At 69.1% G+C, this 17553-nt stretch carries 20 protein-coding genes and 2 tRNA genes; 7 read left to right on the forward strand and 15 right to left on the reverse strand.

Translation table 11 applies throughout. From position 1 onward, the window contains the following. Window positions 1–3 precede the first annotated feature (3 nt). The 7 genes from ACWESM_RS01505 to ACWESM_RS01535 form a co-directional block, all read right to left on the reverse strand. Window positions 4–1242: a phosphotransferase gene (locus ACWESM_RS01505; protein WP_452490680.1), complete on the reverse strand. Its 1239-nt coding sequence runs from the start codon at window positions 1240–1242 to the stop codon at window positions 4–6. Further along, window positions 1239–1433, reverse strand: a complete 195-nt coding sequence (locus ACWESM_RS01510) for a DUF3046 domain-containing protein (RefSeq protein WP_355070215.1) — start codon at window positions 1431–1433, stop codon at window positions 1239–1241. Before ACWESM_RS01510 ends, ACWESM_RS01505 begins: the two co-directional genes overlap by 4 nt. Before the next feature lie 64 nt (window positions 1434–1497). After that, a complete protein-coding gene (locus ACWESM_RS01515; RefSeq protein ID WP_364426851.1) occupies window positions 1498–2655 on the reverse strand; it encodes a glycosyltransferase in 1158 nt (385 codons plus the stop codon). A 59-nt stretch (window positions 2656–2714) separates the two neighbouring features. Next, window positions 2715–2888 (reverse strand): hypothetical protein, encoded by a 174-nt coding sequence (locus ACWESM_RS01520; protein WP_355070211.1) that lies wholly within the window; start codon window positions 2886–2888, stop codon window positions 2715–2717. A gap of 231 nt (window positions 2889–3119) precedes the next feature. After that, window positions 3120–3743: a PRC-barrel domain-containing protein gene (locus ACWESM_RS01525; protein ID WP_355070209.1), complete on the reverse strand. Its 624-nt coding sequence runs from the start codon at window positions 3741–3743 to the stop codon at window positions 3120–3122. Window positions 3744–3822: 79 nt separating this feature from the next. Further along, window positions 3823–3990 carry a hypothetical protein gene (locus tag ACWESM_RS01530; RefSeq protein WP_355070207.1) on the reverse strand — a complete coding sequence of 56 codons (168 nt, stop codon included), beginning with the start codon at window positions 3988–3990 and terminating at the stop codon, window positions 3823–3825. Between the two features lie 166 nt (window positions 3991–4156). Then, on the reverse strand, window positions 4157–5674 hold the full coding sequence (locus ACWESM_RS01535) for a phosphatase PAP2 family protein (RefSeq protein WP_452490683.1): 1518 nt from the start codon (window positions 5672–5674) through the stop codon (window positions 4157–4159). A gap of 245 nt (window positions 5675–5919) precedes the next feature. Here ACWESM_RS01535 and ACWESM_RS01540 point away from each other — a divergent pair, with 245 nt between their 5' ends. Next, window positions 5920–6120 (forward strand): hypothetical protein, encoded by a 201-nt coding sequence (locus ACWESM_RS01540; RefSeq protein WP_067809022.1) that lies wholly within the window; start codon window positions 5920–5922, stop codon window positions 6118–6120. Between the two features lie 10 nt (window positions 6121–6130). Here the strand turns inward: ACWESM_RS01540 and pspM are convergent, their stop codons facing one another. The 5 genes from pspM to pgsA all read right to left on the reverse strand — a co-directional run bounded on the left by pspM (window position 6131) and on the right by pgsA (window position 9926). Beyond that, on the reverse strand, window positions 6131–7021 hold the full coding sequence (gene pspM / locus ACWESM_RS01545; RefSeq protein ID WP_355070204.1) for a phage shock envelope stress response protein PspM: 891 nt from the start codon (window positions 7019–7021) through the stop codon (window positions 6131–6133). Window positions 7022–7159: 138 nt separating this feature from the next. Further along, on the reverse strand, window positions 7160–7981 hold the full coding sequence (locus tag ACWESM_RS01550) for a PspA/IM30 family protein (protein ID WP_355070202.1): 822 nt from the start codon (window positions 7979–7981) through the stop codon (window positions 7160–7162). A 199-nt stretch (window positions 7982–8180) separates the two neighbouring features. Then, window positions 8181–8630 (reverse strand): helix-turn-helix domain-containing protein, encoded by a 450-nt coding sequence (locus ACWESM_RS01555; protein ID WP_364426860.1) that lies wholly within the window; start codon window positions 8628–8630, stop codon window positions 8181–8183. 112 nt (window positions 8631–8742) lie between these two features. Next, entirely contained in the window at window positions 8743–9270 is a 528-nt protein-coding gene (locus ACWESM_RS01560; RefSeq protein ID WP_356961469.1) for a CinA family protein, read from the reverse strand. After that, window positions 9267–9926: a CDP-diacylglycerol--glycerol-3-phosphate 3-phosphatidyltransferase gene (pgsA, locus tag ACWESM_RS01565; RefSeq protein WP_364426864.1), complete on the reverse strand. Its 660-nt coding sequence runs from the start codon at window positions 9924–9926 to the stop codon at window positions 9267–9269. Before pgsA ends, ACWESM_RS01560 begins: the two co-directional genes overlap by 4 nt. Window positions 9927–10068: 142 nt before the next feature. Here pgsA and ACWESM_RS01570 point away from each other — a divergent pair, with 142 nt between their 5' ends. Next, complete coding sequence (locus ACWESM_RS01570) at window positions 10069–10635, forward strand: amino-acid N-acetyltransferase (protein WP_355070195.1); 567 nt, start codon at window positions 10069–10071, stop codon at window positions 10633–10635. A gap of 25 nt (window positions 10636–10660) precedes the next feature. Continuing rightward, the gene (locus tag ACWESM_RS01575; protein WP_355070193.1) at window positions 10661–10945 is read left to right on the forward strand and encodes a YciI family protein; all 285 of its coding nucleotides are present in this window, start codon (window positions 10661–10663) and stop codon (window positions 10943–10945) included. Between the two features lie 4 nt (window positions 10946–10949). On the opposite strand, the gene ACWESM_RS01580 is transcribed toward ACWESM_RS01575, so the two are convergent. Continuing rightward, window positions 10950–11930 (reverse strand): TerC family protein, encoded by a 981-nt coding sequence (locus ACWESM_RS01580; protein WP_355070191.1) that lies wholly within the window; start codon window positions 11928–11930, stop codon window positions 10950–10952. A gap of 671 nt (window positions 11931–12601) precedes the next feature. Between ACWESM_RS01580 and ACWESM_RS01585 the strand changes: the two genes are divergently transcribed. Next, window positions 12602–12674: transfer RNA gene (locus ACWESM_RS01585), tRNA-Trp, on the forward strand. Window positions 12675–12701: 27 nt separating this feature from the next. After that, window positions 12702–12778 (forward strand) — tRNA-Leu (locus tag ACWESM_RS01590). Between the two features lie 6 nt (window positions 12779–12784). Here the strand turns inward: ACWESM_RS01590 and ACWESM_RS01595 are convergent. Both ACWESM_RS01595 and ACWESM_RS01600 read right to left on the reverse strand, forming a co-directional pair. Then, on the reverse strand, window positions 12785–15391 hold the full coding sequence (locus ACWESM_RS01595) for a DNA translocase FtsK (RefSeq protein ID WP_364426870.1): 2607 nt from the start codon (window positions 15389–15391) through the stop codon (window positions 12785–12787). A gap of 117 nt (window positions 15392–15508) precedes the next feature. Further along, window positions 15509–16132 carry a TIGR03085 family metal-binding protein gene (locus ACWESM_RS01600; protein WP_364426873.1) on the reverse strand — a complete coding sequence of 208 codons (624 nt, stop codon included), beginning with the start codon at window positions 16130–16132 and terminating at the stop codon, window positions 15509–15511. Between the two features lie 411 nt (window positions 16133–16543). Between ACWESM_RS01600 and ACWESM_RS01605 the strand changes: the two genes are divergently transcribed. Next, window positions 16544–16924: a DUF4189 domain-containing protein gene (locus ACWESM_RS01605; RefSeq protein WP_355070184.1), complete on the forward strand. Its 381-nt coding sequence runs from the start codon at window positions 16544–16546 to the stop codon at window positions 16922–16924. 26 nt (window positions 16925–16950) lie between these two features. Then, window positions 16951–17508 (forward strand): hypothetical protein, encoded by a 558-nt coding sequence (locus ACWESM_RS01610; protein WP_355070182.1) that lies wholly within the window; start codon window positions 16951–16953, stop codon window positions 17506–17508. The last annotated feature ends 45 nt before the right edge of the window (window positions 17509–17553 follow it).

Raw genomic sequence — 17553 nt, forward strand, 5'->3', positions numbered from 1 at the left:
GGCTCAGAACAATTCGTCGAGCAGCCGGTAATACGTCAAGCGGCTCTCGTCCGGCTCGGCCAGTCCGTAGGCCGCGAAGAAGGCCGTCACCTCCGCTTCGCCGAAATCCGCGCGCAGGTCGCGGACGGCGAGCGCCAGATCACGGTAACGGTCGGAAACACCGAGCCCGCCGACATCGAGGAGGACGCCGTTCGCCAGCACGTTCGGCGGGGTGAAATCACCGTGCGCCACCACCAGATCCTCACGCTCCGGCCGCTGTGCCAGCAGCCGCTCGAGGATCTCCGCGGGGGTGGACCCGGCGTTGTCGTCGTCGAAATCGTCCGCGTCGACGAGACCTTCGACCACGTTGCGGCGCGCCCGCGCCAGCACGACGTCCAGGCGTCCGTCGAACGGGCACTCGCCGACCGGAATGCTGTGCAGCCGGCGCAACAGCGCGCCGAGCACGGCGCCGATCGAGGCCGCGTGAGCGCCGCCGGAGCCCGCCGACAAGCTGGGCGCGCCCACGTCCGCGAGCACCAGCACGTCGTCCTCGAACGCCGTCACCTCCGGCACGGCGATCCCGCGCTCACGCAGCCAGGTGAGCCGCCGATACTCGGCGACGGCCTTCGGACCGCGTTTGAGCCAGTAGGCGCCGTCGACGCGCACCACACCACCGCTCATGCCCTCGTGCTCGTCCGACCAGCTCGGCACCTCGCCGAACAACGCCGCGACGGTGGGCGGCAACGGAATCGGCAGCTCGCCCAGCGTGTCCAGCGCGGTGCGGGTGGCTTCGATCTCCTCGGGATCGCCCTCGACCACGCGCAGCCGCATCGCCTCGGCCAGCAGTTCGCGCGCCTCGGCCAGGTGGTTCCGTTCGGCGAGCGCCTTGCCCAGGTGCTGCACGGCGAACGAGAGCACCTCCGGCGCGGCTACCCGCGCGTGTTCCACGGCGCGGCGGTACAACGTCTCCGCGGTGCCCGCGTCGCCGCGATAGCGGTAGACGTCGCCCAAGTTGATCCACACGGTGATCCGGCGCCGCTCCGTGTCCACCAGTTCGAGCGCGCGATCGAGGTGGTCGAGCGCCTCGTCGTAGCGGCCGAGCAGCATCAATTCGATGCCGGTCTGCCGGTAGCTCGCGAAGTCGTCGGGGTGTGCCTGCGCCACCCGGACCGCCAAACGTTCCGGGTCGTGCGGGATCATCCGCTGCCGCTCGTCGAACCGGTACAGCGGCTCGTCGCGCTCCACCTGCCCGGGGGCGCTCACCAGCGCGTCCTCGGCACATCGAATTCGGCGCACAGGGCGCGCCAGACGTCGCGGGGATCGGTTCCGGCCTCGATGGCGGCGGCGCCGGTGCGCCCGCCCAACGCCGGGATCACGTGGTCGGTCAGCAGGGCGTCGCCGCGGGCCACACCGAACTCGGTGTGCAACAGTTCCTGAAACTCGGTCAACCGCACCGTCCCGAACTTACTCCCGTCCCCCGCGTTCGCTGGTCAGGGGCACGCCCGGCACCCGCTCCGGTCAGGGTTGGACGGCGTAACAGACCTGGTGGCACAGGGCGACCGGGTCCGGGAAATCGCGCGTGGCGGCGGCCTCCCTCGCCGCTCGGGTGTAGCGCGGGTCGGCGAGGATCGCACCGACCGCGGCACGGACGGCCTCGGGTGAAAGCGGCCGGACGACGATCGAACTACCTTGTCGCGCCGCGCGATTGGCCAGCTCCCACTGGTCGCCGCCGCCGGGAACGGTGACGATCGGGACGCCGGCGGACAGCGTTTTGGCGAGCAGGCCGTGACCGCCGCCGCCGACGACGACGGACGCGTGGGTCAGCAGTTCGTCCTGCCGCCCCAACCCCGCCGTGGCCCATGGCGGAAGATCGGCGGGCGGCGTGTCCAGCATCGAAATGGCCACGCGGACACCGGTTCCCTCCAACGCCCGCAGGACGGTCTCGGCCATGCCCGCCACACCGGTGTGCGCGGTCGAGGGCGCGACCATGACCAGCGGCGCGTCCCCGGGCGGCAGGTCCAGGATCGCGTCGGTCGGCTCCCACAGGAGCGGGCCGATCACGTGGGCGGATTCCGGCCAGTCGGGGCGCGGTACCTCGAGCGCGGGCAGGGTGGCGATCAGGCGCGCGGCGGGCCCGGGATCGACCGCAGGCAGGCCGACGCTCTCGCGCGCCCGCTCCCGCTGGCGACGCCCGCTCCGCAGCGCGCGTGCGGTCATGCCGCGCAGTACGCCGTCGCGCACCCGACCGCGCAGACCCGAACCGGGCGCGAGCCCGCTTCCGATGGGCGGCAACCCTTTCGACGGCAGGTACAGCGGATGCGGGGACAGCTCAACCCAGGGGACGCCGAGCCGTTCCGCGGCCATGCCGCCGCCCGCGGTCAGGACGTCGGAGATCACCAGTTCGGGCAGCATGGCGCTCAATTCGGGCAGGATCTCGGTAGAGATGTGCGCCGCCCGCTCGTGGATGCGCTGCCCGGCGTCGGCGTCGTCGTCCACCGGTCGCGGCGCCAGGCCCTTCAGTCTGCGCACCCCGATTCCGGCGGCGAGCGCGGCGTCGAACCACCGCGGACCGGTGAACAGGACCGGCTCGTCACCGGCGGCCAGGAATTTCGAGCACAACGCGATAGCGGGGAACGCGTGACCGGGATCGGGCCCTGCGACGACGGCTACTCGCATCCGCCTAGCCTGCCACAACCCCTTCGAGGTCGATCACACCCGCATCGCGGCACCGCTCGCTACAGCTTGCTCACCGTCGACTTGTCCGAGCCCGAGACCGCCTTGTACAGCAGGTACAGCCCGAACACGATGGCGCTGATCACCAGGATGGGGAACAGGCCTTTGATCAGCGCGCCGATGACGGCCAGCGCGATCCAGACGACCGCGACGATGCCGATGATCTTCCACAACATTTCGATGCCTCCAAGAAGTCGGTTTCCGCTTCGAGCATGGCACTTGGATCAGCGGAAATCACCAGGTGGGGAGGCATTTCGGGGTGTAAATCAGGGTTCCCCCTTAGGCCGGCGCCCCGCTTGTCGCGCGGCGATCGGGGTTTCGCCGCCGACCGAAGATCTCCCGTCCCGAACACGCCACGATGGTGTGCGCGTCGGAGGACGCGCACACCATCGTCGAGGACGAGCCGATCAGCGGGGCTCGGCGTCCGGCAACTCGCCGGCCAGAGGATCGTCGTGCGGCATGCCATCCGGTTCCCGCATACCGAGATCGGCAGTATCGACCGCGTAGGGGTCGACCATCGGATCCAGGCCCATGCGCGACCGATCGCCGGACGCCGGCATCCGCAACGTCTCCTCGTCCGGACCCGTATTGTTCCGCATACGCGCAGTGGCGACGCCTCCCGGCTCCCCGGTTCGCCGCTCCGGCGGGCGGGTCATCGCGGGGCGGGTGCGCGGCGGCTGCGGCACCGGCTGCCTGCCGTAGACATCCCAGGCGGACTGATCCGGATCGATCTGATAATGGTCGAACAGTTCCTGCTCGGCCTGTGGGCTGATCTGCCCGTTGTGGTCCAGCTGCGGCGAGGCCTTGACCGCGTCCTTACCGACTCGCACCTGCAACACGGCCGCCTCGGGGCGATGCTCGGCGCCCGCAAGCGGGACCAACGCGTCGGCGCTGAACAGACCGGTGGATACCGCGATCCAGGTGGGCGATCCGGAATTGTTGTCGACGTAGACCCGTTTGACCTTGCCGATCTTCTCGCCTTCGGGGCCGTACACCGAGCTGCCGATGAGCGTTTCCAGCATTTCAGTCATGGGTTCCTCCGCAGTTCGTCCGTGCGATGCGCAGCTCGACAGAACGCGGCTGTCCACCGCGCGTGCTGGGAAAAGCAGTTCAATCGCTGGTGGGTCGATCCGTGACGTCGGGGCTCGCGACGACGCGCTGCGTTCTGCGCGACAGCCGCACCGGGTCCTCGGCGCTGTCACACGTCAGATACCGGCTGACGTCCAGCCGCTGCGTGTCCTGGTCGAGCAGCGATCGACGGTAGGAAACATCGAGCATGACGTGCTCCTGCCAGTAGTGCATGTGCCCGGCCCCAGACGAGACCGGAAATGATCAGCTACATGATGGCAACTACCCGTACATTCCTCGACCAAACCAGGCTCAGTACCCAATTCGCCGACACGCCGCGCCAGAAGCGACGACACAGCTATCTGATAGCTATTCGTTATGTATTTCGCTGCGAGTTCCCCGCGCGCCCACGCTTGATCAGCATCAGCGCCGACGGTCCGCTGGTGAATCGGAAGTCCTTGCCGCGATGGTCGACCTCGCCATCGGTGGCCAGCGACACCGCCTCCTCGGCGACCCGCACATCCACCCGGGAAACCCTGCGGTGCCGATAGGTGGGCGAATACTCCAGCGTGCCGGTGAACGTCGCGAAGACCAGCCGCAGCCGCGAGAACGGGACATCGGCGCGCAGGTAACGGACATCGAGGGTGCCGCCGCGCAACTCCGGACGCGACATGGGGATCTGGTCGGCCGGGTGGTAGGTGCCGTTGCCCACGAACAGCATCCAGAGCGCGGTGTGGGCGCCATCGACGGTGACGTGCAGCGGCTGGGCGCGGAACAGCACGCGCACCATGGCGATTCCCGCCGCGGGCCATTTGCCGATCCGCCGTTCCCAGCGCTCGCGAACACGGACGAAATCGGGATAACCGCCGAGACTGGCGGTGTTCACGAAGGTGCGCTGCTCGGCGCCGTCCAAACAGACACCCGCCACGTCGACCCGCACCGCTTCGCCCGCTTCCAGCCCGGCGACGGTCACGTCGGTCCGCTCCACTCCGGCGTCCCTGGCGAAGTGGTTCAGCGTGCCACCCGCGAATACCGCCAGCGGCAACCGGTGACGGACCGCGTACTCCGCGACGGCCGACACCGTTCCGTCCCCGCCGACGACGCCGAGAGCGCGGAGGTCGTCGCGCCTCATTAGTTCGTCGACCCGCTCCTCGAAATCGTCGCCGCCCAGTTCCAGCACCTCGGCGGCGGGCAGTCGCTCACGCAGGTCGGCGAGCGCGTCGTCGCCATCGCCCGATCCCGCGTGCGGATTGCCGACCAGCAGCAATCCGGCGCCCTTCGGCAGCGGGTCGATGTGTTCGACCGGACCGAGCGCGGCGGGTTCGTCGTCGCGCACCGCCCACCACCGCCGAGTGACCAGCGCGACCGCGCTACCGAACAGCGCGCCCGCGACCACATCGGAGGGCCAGTGCACGCCGATGTGCACACGCGAATATCCCACCGCGGCGGCGACCGGGGCCACCGCGACGGCCGCCGCGGGCGATTCCAGCGCCAAGCCCGTCACGAAGGCCGCGGCGGAGGCCGCGTGCCCGGAGGGGAACGATGACGAGACCGGCGGCGCGACCAGCCTGCGCACGAACGGAACGGATTCGTCCGGCGGACGACGGCGCGGGAACAGCGGCTTGGCCACACCGTTGGCCACGCCGCTGGCGATGCTCAGCGCGAGCAACCCGCGCACCGCGCCGCGCCGGGCCGAGCGATCTCCGGCGACGAACAGGACCGCCCCGAGCGCCATCCACAAGCGACTCTTGTCGGCGGCGGTGCTCAATGCCTTCAATGCCCGGTCCGCAGGAGTCGCACGCACGCGCGCACTGCGGCCGACCAGCCAGCGATCCAGGCTGCTCGTCATTCCGATCACCCCACCGTCGCGTTCGCGAGTCGAGAGAAACCGCATCGCCGCAGCCTACCGACCGCTCGAGCGCCGCGCCCACACGACCGCTCCATGCGGACGCGAGTGCTCAGGCGTGCGCCGGATCCCCCGGCGCGGTCGAGACCGATGCGACTTCAGTGCACGGATGTACTCTGATCTTCAACGCCAAACGGCGCTGCGCGACAACAGGGAAGGGATGATCCAATGACGCAGACACCCCAATCAGCACACAGTCATGCACTGAATCTCCTCTGACGGCCGGGACCCCGATGGAACAGACGAACGAGCTGGCACAGGAACTCGCGGCCGCGGCCCGGCGGCACGGTTCGGCGATCGCGGGAATCGTCGGATCGGCCGCCCGCAAAGCGTCGTGGGAAGTGCTCGACCTCATGGCCGAGAGCCGCGAACTCGTCGGCGCGGCGTTTCGGGCCAGGGCCGAGGAACTTCGCCGCCGGGACCGGCCGAGCTGACCGGCCCGGATCAGATCGGTGGCCGCGGCGACGCGGGCACCGATTTGTCGGCCACCTCGATGAGGGCCTGCGCCCACCCGTCCAGCCGGTCGGAGGCGTGGCGCAGATCCGCCACGATGGTGTCGAAGTTGTGCCGCACCACGGTGGTCTCCGGCACCGCGAGAATCCGGCCCGCCGCGGCCACCACCTGCTCGTACTCCGTGACGCCCGCGTCGAGCCTGGCCAGGATCAGCCGCAGATTCTCGGTGAGCGCCACCGCCGCGGGCGAATTCGCGCTTCCGATGGCCCCGAGCCCCTGTTCCATCGCCGTGATGTCGGCAGCCAGCGCATGGAGCGCCGCCGCGCCCGAGGCGGCGGTCTCGAGCATGTCGGCCAGTTCGTCCGGGGGCAGCCGATGCGAGCGGGCGATCTGAACGCCCAAGCCGTGCAAGGCCTTCTCCGCGCGCACCAGACGCGCGATCGACGGCCGGGCGTTCGACCATACCGGTGGCTGCTTACGCGGGAGGAACGCCGCATGCGGCAGCGGCGCTCCCCGCAGTCGCAGATAGCGACGAGTGCTCAGCGCCGCGCCGGTGACCAGTGCCACCGCGCCGCCGCCGACCACGACCACGGCCCACACCGGCGCCGAAAGGGCGACGAGGCCAACGGTTCCCACTGTGGTGAGGCCGGACACCGTGCCCAGCTGGAAGGTGCGGCGGCGGGCCCTGCGGCGGCGGCGCAGCTCCCGCTCCCGTGGATCGGCCCAGCGCCGCACGGCGACGAGCGCGTTCTCACCGACTTCGCGAAGACTGTCCGGCAGGCTGCCCGGCTGTGGCGCGAGCGCGGCTTGGGCCCGGATCATCGCCGTCCCGCGCAGGCGCCGCGTTTCGGGCCGACGCTCGCGAAATGCACTGCCGCTCATACCTTCTCTCCCACCGGTTGCACACATCGGACAGACCGGGACCCGACTCGGCCGACGGCCGGCCGGTCGGGTCCCCACGCCTTGTCCTCCAGTGAACCAGCCCCCACCGACACGTGTTCGCCGAACACCCGGAGGCGGCTACTGCTGCGCGGCCTGTCCCTTGTTCATCTGCGGCTGTGCCGAACCCGCCTGTGCCGGATTGATGGCGGGCTGGGCGCCACCGGCGGGCAACTGGTCCCCGCGCATGGACGCGCGGATCTGCTCCAGTTTGCTGTGCCCGGCCATCTGGATGCTGGCCTGCTGCACCTCGAGCATGCGGCCCTGCACCGAATTCTGCGCGAGTTCCGCTGCGCCCAGCGCGTTGGCGTAGCGGCGCTCGATCTTCTCGCGCACCGCGTCCAGGCTCGGCGTGCTGCCGGGCGCCGACAGCGTCGAATCCATCTGCTGCAGCGAGGCGGAGACCTGCTCCTGCATCTTGGCCTGCTCCAGCTGGCTGAGCAGCTTGGTGCGCTCGGCGACCTTCTGCTGCAACAGCATCGCGTTCTGCTCCACGGCCTTCTTCGCCTGGGCGGCCGCCTGCAGCGACTGGTCGTGCAGGACCTTCAGGTCCTCGACGGACTGCTCGGCGGTGACCAGTTGCGCGGCGAACGCCTCGGCGGCGTTGGTGTACTGGATCGCCTTCTCGGTGTCGCCCGCCGCGGTGGCCTGATCGGCCAGCAGGACGGCCTGACGTGCGTTGGCGTTGAGCTTCTCGACCTCGTCCAGCTGCCGGTTCAGCTTCATCTCCAGCTGACGCTGGTTGCCGATGACCGAGGCGGCCTGCTGCGAAAGGGCCTGATGCTGCCGCTGGGCTTCCTCGATAGCCTGCTGAATCTGGACCTTCGGATCCGCGTGCTCCTCGATCTTCGCGTCGAAGAGGGCCATCAGGTATTTCCAGGCCTTGACGAACGGATTAGCCATCGATTGATCCCGCCTCCATCTGACATGCCGCGCTCCGGCGCGACTCCAGTGCGCGACCGTCACGCACCCGATATGTGCCTATCCTCCACCATGTGGCACCAGGGCCGGGCGAACCCGGCCCAACCGACGCCTACGGAGAATCTATCCGCTTTCCGCACCGGCCCGCAGCGTTGCCGCCGTGGCCGCAACTCGTCGCCGGTCACGCACCTTTCACCAGGACCAACATGTCCGATCGCGGAGCCGGGATGACGATCCGGGTGTCCTCCGCCAGCGGCAGCGGCCGCGCCGCGGCGTCGGCCGACATGGTTGCCGCCGCGGATGCGGACTCGGCCTGCGCGGCGGACTCGGCCGCCGTCCGCTCCGGCTCGGCCGCGGCGGCCGCGGCCTCGTCCGCGGGCGCGCCGGCCGTCGCCGCGTCGACACCGGCCATGATCGTGCTCACATCCCACAGCACCCGCGACAGCGGGACGTCCAGCGCTTCGCAGATGGCGGCAAGCAGTTCGCTGGAGGCCTCCTTGCGACCCCGCTCGACTTCGGAGAGATAGCCGAGACTCACTCGCGCCGATGTCGACACCTCGCGCAAGGTCCGGCTCTGGGCGAGACGCGCACGCCGCAGACTGTCCCCGATCGCCTCTCGCAGCAGCGTCATCTCGTTCTCCTTCGCTCCCGGTCGCGGGGCCGACGCGATCGCCGACCCCACGCATGCCGTTCTTTCTGGCACAACGTCGGAACCGGGGTGGATGGTTCCCGCCGGAAGCACCTCAGCCGCTCCGCCCGACGCGGTCGGCCGGGTCCGTGCCCGCCTCCCGCACACACCGCAGCAATTCCGCCACCGCCGTGCGCGTCGCACCGATTCTGATCGTCCACCGGTCGCCGGGGAGTTTCAACCGCATCACTTCGGTGTGCCCGGGACCGGCCAGTCCGAGGAAGACCGTGCCGACCGGGTGCCCGTCCTGGGAATCGGGGCCCGCCACGCCGGTCAGCCCCACACCCCAGTCCGCGCCGCAGCGCGTGCGCGCGCCGACGGCCAGCTGTTCGGCGGTGCTCGCCGCCACCGGGCCTTCGGCCGCGAGGACCTCCGCGTCGACACCCGCGAGGCTGTGCTTGAGGTCAGTGGCGTAGACCACCAACCCGCCGCGCAGCACGGCACTGGCGCCCGGTACCCCGGCGATGGTCGCGGCGAGCAGACCCGCGGTCAGCGATTCCGCGGTGGCTACCGTTTGCCGCACAGTCACCAGCGCACGAACGAGATCGATGGCGGGCACGTCGGCGACCAGCGGATCGCTCATGCGCCGCGGTTCCGCCCCGGGCCGCCCGCGAACCACACCCGGGCCGCCTGACCGACGTAGTCGAGGCCGGTGGCCACGGTCAGCGCGACCGCCACATACATCAGCAGCATGCCGATACCGGCGACCCAGCCCGACAGCGGCAGCAGGAGCATGGCGATGGCCACCGACTGGACCAGTGTTTTGAGCTTTCCCCCGCGCCCTGCGGGAATGACTCCGCGCCGCACGACGATCAGACGCAGCAGTGTGACGCCGATCTCCCGGCCGCAGATCACCAACGTGATCCACCAGGCCAGGTCGCCGAGCACGGACAAGCCGATCACCGCGGACCCGATCAGCGCCTTGTCCGCGATGGGATCGGCCAGTTTGCCGAAATCGGTCACCAACCCGTATTTGCGAGCCAATTGCCCGTCGAACCGGTCGGTGATCGCGGCGAGGCCGAACAGCGCCGCGGCGGCGATCCGCCAACCGGTCTGGTGACCATCTCCGGCGAACAGCGCGACGACGAACAGCGGCACGATCGCGATGCGCAACATGGTGAGCACGTTCGCGATGTTCAGCAGCGGAGGGCCGCTCTCGGCCTGCGCGGGCGCGAAGCCGGGACGGATCGGGGCGGGCGCGCTCCAGGGGCGGTCCGTCTCGTCGGGTTGCACGCTCATGCCATCGCCTCACCGGCGATCGGCTCGCTCACGGCCGCCTCGTCGGACCGCCGCGCCGCCCGGCGCGATGCGGTGAGTTGGACGAGTGGATCTGCGGCACACGTTCAGACTATCGGTAGCCGAGCCGACTACTGTGCACCCCATGACCTCTCGGGGACCACTAGGTGGTTCGACCAGCGACGCGTATCCGGGCGCGGCTTCGGCCGCGCAGAGCTCCCTCCCGGTCGTCCGACGCGCGCGAACCTCCGACGTGCCCGAGATCAAACGCCTCGTCGACGTCTACGCCGGCCGCATCCTGCTGGAGAAGAACCTGGTCACCCTCTACGAGGCGGTGCAGGAATTCTGGGTCGCCGAACTCGACGGCCGCGTGGTCGGCTGCGGCGCGCTGCACGTGCTGTGGGCCGATCTCGGGGAGGTGCGCACGGTCGCGGTGCATCCCGACGTCAAGGGCAGCGGTGTGGGCAAGCTCATCGTGCAACGTCTCGTCGCGGTGGCGCGCGAACTCGAGCTGGAACGGCTGTTCGTGCTGACCTTCGAGGTGGAGTTCTTCGGCAGGCACGGCTTCGTCGAGATCGACGGCACGCCGGTCACCGCCGAGGTGTACGCCGAGATGTGTCGCTCCTACGACACCGGCGTGGCCGAGTTCCTCGACTTGAGCTATGTGAAGCCGAACACTCTCGGCAATACTCGGATGCTGCTGACGCTCTGAGCCCAACCCACAGGAAGCGATACCCGTGCCGATCTTCGCCGTCCACTACGCCTATTCCGAGGCCACCGCCGCAGACCGCGACGTCCACCGACCCGAGCACCGAGCCTGGCTGGCCGGGCTGCTCGAGTCGGGCACCCTGCTGAGCAGCGGTCCGTACCCGGACGGGTCCGGAGCGCTGCTGCTCTTCCGCTCGCCGGACGCGGGACAGCTGAAGGACCTGCTCGCCCAGGACCCGTTCGCCCGCGCGAACCTCATCGACGAGGTCCGCGCCGTGGAATGGGCTCCCGTCTTCGGCGCCTTCGCGCCCTGAGCGGCTACCGGTCCGCTCGGACCCGCGTGCGGAGCAGGCTGGCGACCGTCGCGACCACCAGGATGACCAGGATCACACCCAGCGAGACCGACGTGGAGATCTCCGGGACCGCGACGTGCTCGCCGCCGTTGACGAACGGCAACGTGTTCTCGTGCAGGGCGTGCAGCACCAGCTTCATGCCGATGAACGCCAGGATCGCCGCCAGTCCGTAGGACAGGTACACCAGCCGGTCGAGCAATCCGCCGATCAGGAAGTACAGCTGCCGCAGGCCCATGAGCGCGAACGCGTTCGCGGTGAAGACCAGGTACGGCTGCTCGGTCAGTCCGTAGATGGCTGGGATGGAGTCCAGCGCGAAGAGCAGGTCGGCGAACCCGATGGCCAGTAGCGCCAGCAACAACGGCGTGACCACCCGGCGTCCGTCCACTCTGGTCACCAGCTTGTCGCCGTCGTATTCATCGGTGGTCGGCAGGACCCGCTTGGCCAGTGCGACGATCCGGCTGTCTCGTTTCTCCTCGACCTCGACCTCGTGGCCGCTCTCGCGCAGCAGCTTGACCGCGGTGTAGACGAGGAACATGCCGAACAGGTAGAACACCCAGCTGAATGCGCCGATCGCGGCCGCGCCGACGGCGATGAACGCGCCGCGCATGGCCAGGGCGAGCACGATGCCGATCAGCAGCACCTTCTGCTGGTAGATCCGCGGCACCGCGAAGGTGGACATGATGATCAGGAAGACGAACAGATTGTCGACCGAGAGCGCTTTCTCGGTGACGAAACCCGCGTAGTACTCCCCGGCGTAGGTCGAACCCCACTGCCAGGCGACCACGCCGCCGAACAGCAGCGCCAGCCCGATGTAGACCCCGGACCAGAAGCCGGATTCCCGGAACGTCGGCTCGTGCGGAGTGCGCACGTGGGCGTAGAAGTCGAAGACGAACAGGCCGAGGATCACCACGACGGTGATCCCCCATTCGAGTGCGGTTACGTGCATGCGGCGTGCCGATCGAGGAACATGATGTCCATAATGCCCGATTTGTCCGTTACTGCGCGATAGCGAGGTGATTGCCGACCATAATTCCACATGCGTTCACCCGGCCGTTCGTGCCACCGTCGACGTTCGTGGCCGACGACTACCGCACCGCCTACTTCGAGACCGACGCCTGGTTCAGCCGGACCACCACGCACGAATGGAACCTCTCGGCGAGGTCGTGACCGCGCTGCCGCGGCGGACCTCACGCTGACCGGCCTGGTCGAACATCGCAGTGTTCCGTGGAACGCGCTGCCCGGCCTGATGACAACGGGCCGGGACGGTGAATGGCGGCTGACCCGGCACCCGGAAAGGCTACCGTTGAGCTATACCCTTCAGGCACGGAAGAACTGACCGGGTAGGGTCTTCGGCTAGGGAAAAGCGGTTCCCAACACCGACATCCGGTGTTACCTTCTGAGCCGGCGAAGATCAGACCACAGGAAGGCGAGACGATGACCGGGACGGCGGAGCGACAGGTGTCGCCGAGCGATGTCTCGCGCACCGGCGCCGCGCTATCGGCCTGGTCCGTCTCCTGGCGAGCCGCGCGGAGCCGCCCCTGAACGTGTCTTTCGCAGACCGTATCGAAAGGGGTCACTCCGCGGCGAATCGCCAGGAGCGACCCCTTTTTCGTGCGAACGGACGTAGCTCAGCCGGTAGAGCAGCGGTCTCCAAAACCGCCGACCGGGGGTTCGAATCCCTCCGTCCGTCAATCCTTCAGGTTGGAACCCCGACCGATCCCTCGTAGCCCAATCGGTAGAGGCGCCGGACCTAGATTCCGGTAGATGCGAGTTCGAATCTCGCCGAGGGAACCAGCCGGATCACTCCGACTCGTCGGAGTCGCCGCCGTCCCCGCCGCCGCGGATCGACCACAGCAACCCTTCCAGTTCATCGGGTTTCACCAGCACGTCGCGCGCCTTGGACCCCTCGCTCGGGCCGACCACGCCCCGGGTCTCCATGAGGTCCATCAGCCGTCCTGCCTTGGCGAAGCCGACGCGCAGCTTGCGCTGGAGCATGGAGGTGGACCCGAATTGCGAGGTGACCACGAGTTCCACCGCTTGCAAGAAGACGTCGAGATCGTCGCCGATATCGGGGTCGACGTCCTTCTTCTCGCCCGCCTTCGCGGCGGTGACGCCTTCTTGGTATTCCGGCTCCGCCTGGTTCTTGGTGAAGTCGACGACGCCGTGGATCTCCTCGTCGCTGATGAACGCACCCTGCAACCGGGTCGGCTTGCCCGCCCCCATCGGCAGGAACAAGCCGTCGCCCATGCCGATCAGCTTCTCCGCGCCGGGCTGGTCGAGGATGACGCGCGAGTCGGTCAGCGAGGAGGTCGCGAAGGCGAGCCGGGAGGGCACGTTGGTCTTGATCAGACCGGTTACCACGTCCACCGATGGCCGCTGCGTGGCCAGCACGAGGTGGATGCCGGCCGCACGAGCCTTCTGCGTGATGCGGACGATGGCGTCCTCCACGTCGCGCGGAGCGGTCATCATGAGATCGGCCAGCTCGTCGACGATGGCGAGGATGTACGGGTAGGGCCGGTACACCCGTTCGCTGCCCAGCGGCGCGGTGATCGCCCCCGACTTCACCTTCTTGTTGAAGTCGTCGATGTGGCGCACCTTGTTGGCCTGCATGTCCTGGTAGCGCTGCTCCATTTCCTCCACGAGCCAGGCCAGGGCGGCCGCGGCCTTCTTCGGCTGGGTGATGATCGGCGTGATCAGGTGCGGAATGCCCTCGTACGGCGTCAGTTCCACCATCTTCGGATCGATCAGGATCATCCGTACCTCGTCCGGCGTCGCCCGCTGCAGCAGCGACACCAGCATCGAGTTCACGAAGCTGGACTTACCCGAACCGGTGGAACCGGCGACCAGCAGGTGCGGCATCTTGGCCAGATTCGCCGAGACGAACTCACCCTCGATGTTCTTGCCCAGACCGATCACCAGTGGATGGTGGTCGGTACGCGTGGAGGGCGCCTTGAGCACGTCGGCCAGCCGGACCAGCTCGCGGTCGGCGTTGGGCACCTCGATGCCGACGGCGGACTTGCCGGGGATCGGCGCGAGCAGCCGGACGTTCTCGGTCGCGACGGCGTAGGCGATGTTGCGCGCGAGCGCGGTGATCTTCTCCACCTTCACGCCGGGCCCGAGTTCGACCTCGTAGCGTGTCACCGTCGGGCCGCGCACGAACCCGGTCACCGCGGCGTCGATCTTGAACTGCACCAGCACCTCGGTGATCGCCTCGATCATCGATTCGTTGGCGGCGCTGCGTTTCTTCGGTGGATCCCCGTCGGTCAGCAGCGACAACGGCGGCAACGTGTAGTCGCCTTCGACCTCACGGTCGGTGACGAACTCCAGCTGCTTCGGCGGCGGTGGCGTCTGATCCTCCACCACCGCGGCGGGACGCTGCTTCTTCGGCTTCGGTTTCGGCGCGGGTTCCTCGGCCCCGATCTGCTTGGCGTCGCGCAGCGGGGGCTCGCCCAGCGACTCGGTGACCGCGTCGGGATCGCCGAACTCGTCGGGCGGGTAGTTCTCCGCGGGCGTGCGACCGCGCCGCTTGGCGGTGGCGCGATGCACCGGGAATCCGTCGGCGTCGTAGTCGGCCGGGTCGTAGTCCCTGCGCTCACCGTCGAATTCGCCGTATTCGTCGCCACCTGTCTCGGTGCCGAGGTAGCGCCGCAGCTTGGCGGGGACCTCGCGCACCGTCGTCCCGGTCACCAGCAACGCGCCGAAGACGATGGCCAGCAAAAGGATCGGGACCGAGAGCCAGGCGGTGAGGCCGTCGGTCAGCGGCCCGCCGGTCACGAAGCCGACGAAACCGGCTGCGCGGGAACGCCCGTGCGCGTCGGTGGGGGCGCCCGCGGCGATGTGCCACAGCCCGAGGACGGGCAGGCCGATCAGCAGGCCGCCGAGCACAAGCCGCGGCCGGATCTCGGGGCGCGGTTCGGTGCGCATCAGGACGACGGCGATTCCGGAGGCGACGAACGGCAGGCATGCGGAGGCCGATCCGGAGATCGCACGGATCACGTCCTCGACCAGGTGGCCGATGGGACCGCCTGCCGACAACCAGACCGCCGCCGCTATCACGGCGCTCACCGCGATCAGCGCCAGCGCTACGCCGTCGCGCCGATGTCCGTGTTCGATCTCGCCCGCACGGCTCAGGGCGCGTGTGGTGGCGCCGAGCCCGCGGGCCAGCATGGTCCAGCCGCTGCCGATACCCCGGGTGATCACCGTCAGCGGAGCCGTGTCGGACGGACGGCGCGCCGGGCGCCGGGCGGCGGTGGCGCGTCGGCGGGGCGTGGCGGTCGCCCTGGGCGTGGCTGTGCGGGGCGTGGCCGTGCGGGGCGTGGCCGCGCGAGACCGCGCCGCAGTGGTCCTCCCCCGCGCCGATCCCGCCCGCGCCCGACTGGTCGTGGTGCTGCGGGACTTACCTGCCATGGCCCCAGGCTAGCCGCAATCGCCCCATCCGGACCATCCGCAACACTGGCGCCGTTGCGCCTCTGGCGGCTTTTCGCCGATCCCCCGGTCCCGCGCGACGGGATGGCGGCGCGGAAATCAGAACGACCGGTCGGACTCGAGTACCGCCCGAACGGCCTCGGGAGATCCGGCGGTCTCCAGCCGCACTTCGTCCCGGCCGAAGGCATGCAACACCAGTTCCGACGGCTTGCCGGTCAGCGTGACGACGTCCTCGGCGGCGGACCGCACCACCGTGCGCCTGCCGTCCGGCGTCGCCAGCTCCACCGTGACCGGCGCCTTGCGGTAGGCCATCCTGGCCATCTTGCGCAGCACCGACCACAGCTGTTCCTCGTCGGCCGCGGGCAGTTCACGTGGCTGCCAACCGGGCTCGGCGCGGCGCACGTCCTCGTGATGGACGAACATCTCCGACAGATTGACCACGGCGTCGACCGGTCGCAGCGGCGACCACCACGGTGGGCCGGTACGCACCAGCTCCAGCAGTTCGGGGAACGGCTTGCCCGCCGCCTTCGCTTGCACGCGCTCGAGATACCCCGCAAGCGGCTTCAGCAGGATGCCCGGCGCGGCGTCGGGCCGCCGTTCGCGAACCACCAAGTGCGCGGCCAAGTCCCGCACCGTCCACGCACCGCAGAGCGTCCGCGCGTCCGGTCCCGCGGCCTCCATCGCCTCGACGACTCCCCGGCGTTCCCGCTGTGCCATAGTCACACCCTGAACATACCGACCGCTCGGCCATGCCGCCGCGCGGCGCGACGCACCGCGATCACCGCAACCGCCGCGCCACCAGCCGATCCCCCACCGGGATCTGACCGCAGCGCGCGGCCGACCGCGGAAACCGAAGCACTGCCGCACCTCGGCCTCATCCGGAACCGGATCGTTACGACCTTGCGGTTCAGCGGTTTTCACCGCACAAAAAGGCAGCGTGAGTTCCGCCTCCGGGTTGCGAGGCAGCTGACCGTGGGCCACACTTGGCGCCACGCCGATCGACGTGCATCCATAGCATGGCATTCGCGGCTCTCCCTGCCGGGAAATCTCCGGCTAGCGTAATGAGAATCGGCTCTGTACCTTGTCACTCGGTCCATCGGGTCGTGGGCCAATGACAAGAAGGGGCAAATCCTCGTGAAGAAGTTTGCTACCGGTGTGGCCGCGCTCGCGGCGGTAGGTGCCGCGCTGGCTGTCAGCGCGCCTGCCGCGAATGCCTACACCAACAACTACGGCGCGATCGCGCTGTCCACCTCCACCGGTCTGATCGGGTACTCCTACGACTACCCGAACTCGGCTGCCGCGGAGCAACGCGCGATCAACTCTTGTGGCGCAGGGGATTGCCAGTCGGTGGTCTGGTTCCGCAACGGCTGCGGCGCCGTGGCGTACTCCAGCGGCACCGGCACCTGGAGCTGGGGGTACGCGTCGTCGCGGCGCAGCGCGCAGGGCCAGGCCTTGGCGCACAACGATTCCGATGCCTACATCGTGCACTGGAACTGCACGTCCAACCACGGCTGACGCCCGGAATTCGAGAAGGAAACAACGTGAAGCACCGCACTTTCCGGACCACCGTGGCCGTCGTCCTCACCGCACTGGCGTGCTCGTTGACCGCCTGCGCCTCCAACGACGACTCCTCGTCCCCGAGCACCAGCGCCGCTCCCGGGCACCCCGCGGGTGAATTGGAGGGCGGCTCGGGCAAGGGCGACAAGGAGGCAGGCTCCGCGCCGACCACGCCGTCCTCGCCCGTATTGCCGAAGCCCACCACGCAGCAGCTCAACGAGCGGCTGCAGAAGGCGTTCGACCCGAACGTGCCGAACACCGAGAAGATCAGCTGGATCCAGGCCGCCGAGCAGGATCCCTATCTGGTCGCCAACCTCGTCGACGCCGCGAAGAAGCAGAAGGTCACCGTCGAGGTCACCAACGTGGGCGACCCGAAGGACGGCAAGCTCAAGGCCGACGCCAAGGTCACCATCGACGGCACCCCGGTGGACAGCGCGTTCATCCAATTCGTGTCCGAGGGCGGCCAGTGGAAGGTCGACCACACCTTCGCCTGCAACATCGTCAAGAGCGCGAAGATCGAGTCCGCGGCCTGCCAGGAGTAAGCCGCTACCGCGTGAGAAGCGCCGGGCAGCTGGGCTGCCCGGCGC

The sequence above is a fragment of the Nocardia sp. NPDC003999 genome, assembly GCF_053604885.1.

Coding starts and splice junctions, on each gene's coding strand:
- pgsA (WP_364426864.1), bottom strand. CDS start 9,926: ATGAGCGTGCAACCCGACGAGACGGACCGCCCCTGGAGCGCGCCCGCC.
- ACWESM_RS01515 (WP_364426851.1), bottom strand. CDS start 2,655: ATGCGAGTAGCCGTCGTCGCAGGGCCCGATCCCGGTCACGCGTTCCCC.
- ACWESM_RS01595 (WP_364426870.1), bottom strand. CDS start 15,391: ATGGCAGGTAAGTCCCGCAGCACCACGACCAGTCGGGCGCGGGCGGGA.
- ACWESM_RS01530 (WP_355070207.1), bottom strand. CDS start 3,990: ATGCTCGATGTTTCCTACCGTCGATCGCTGCTCGACCAGGACACGCAG.
- ACWESM_RS01525 (WP_355070209.1), bottom strand. CDS start 3,743: ATGACTGAAATGCTGGAAACGCTCATCGGCAGCTCGGTGTACGGCCCC.
- ACWESM_RS01560 (WP_356961469.1), bottom strand. CDS start 9,270: ATGAGCGATCCGCTGGTCGCCGACGTGCCCGCCATCGATCTCGTTCGT.
- pspM (WP_355070204.1), bottom strand. CDS start 7,021: ATGAGCGGCAGTGCATTTCGCGAGCGTCGGCCCGAAACGCGGCGCCTG.
- ACWESM_RS01540 (WP_067809022.1), top strand. CDS start 5,920: ATGGAACAGACGAACGAGCTGGCACAGGAACTCGCGGCCGCGGCCCGG.
- ACWESM_RS01550 (WP_355070202.1), bottom strand. CDS start 7,981: ATGGCTAATCCGTTCGTCAAGGCCTGGAAATACCTGATGGCCCTCTTC.
- ACWESM_RS01520 (WP_355070211.1), bottom strand. CDS start 2,888: ATGTTGTGGAAGATCATCGGCATCGTCGCGGTCGTCTGGATCGCGCTG.
- ACWESM_RS01535 (WP_452490683.1), bottom strand. CDS start 5,674: ATGCGGTTTCTCTCGACTCGCGAACGCGACGGTGGGGTGATCGGAATG.
- ACWESM_RS01555 (WP_364426860.1), bottom strand. CDS start 8,630: ATGACGCTGCTGCGAGAGGCGATCGGGGACAGTCTGCGGCGTGCGCGT.
- ACWESM_RS01580 (WP_355070191.1), bottom strand. CDS start 11,930: ATGCACGTAACCGCACTCGAATGGGGGATCACCGTCGTGGTGATCCTC.
- ACWESM_RS01570 (WP_355070195.1), top strand. CDS start 10,069: ATGACCTCTCGGGGACCACTAGGTGGTTCGACCAGCGACGCGTATCCG.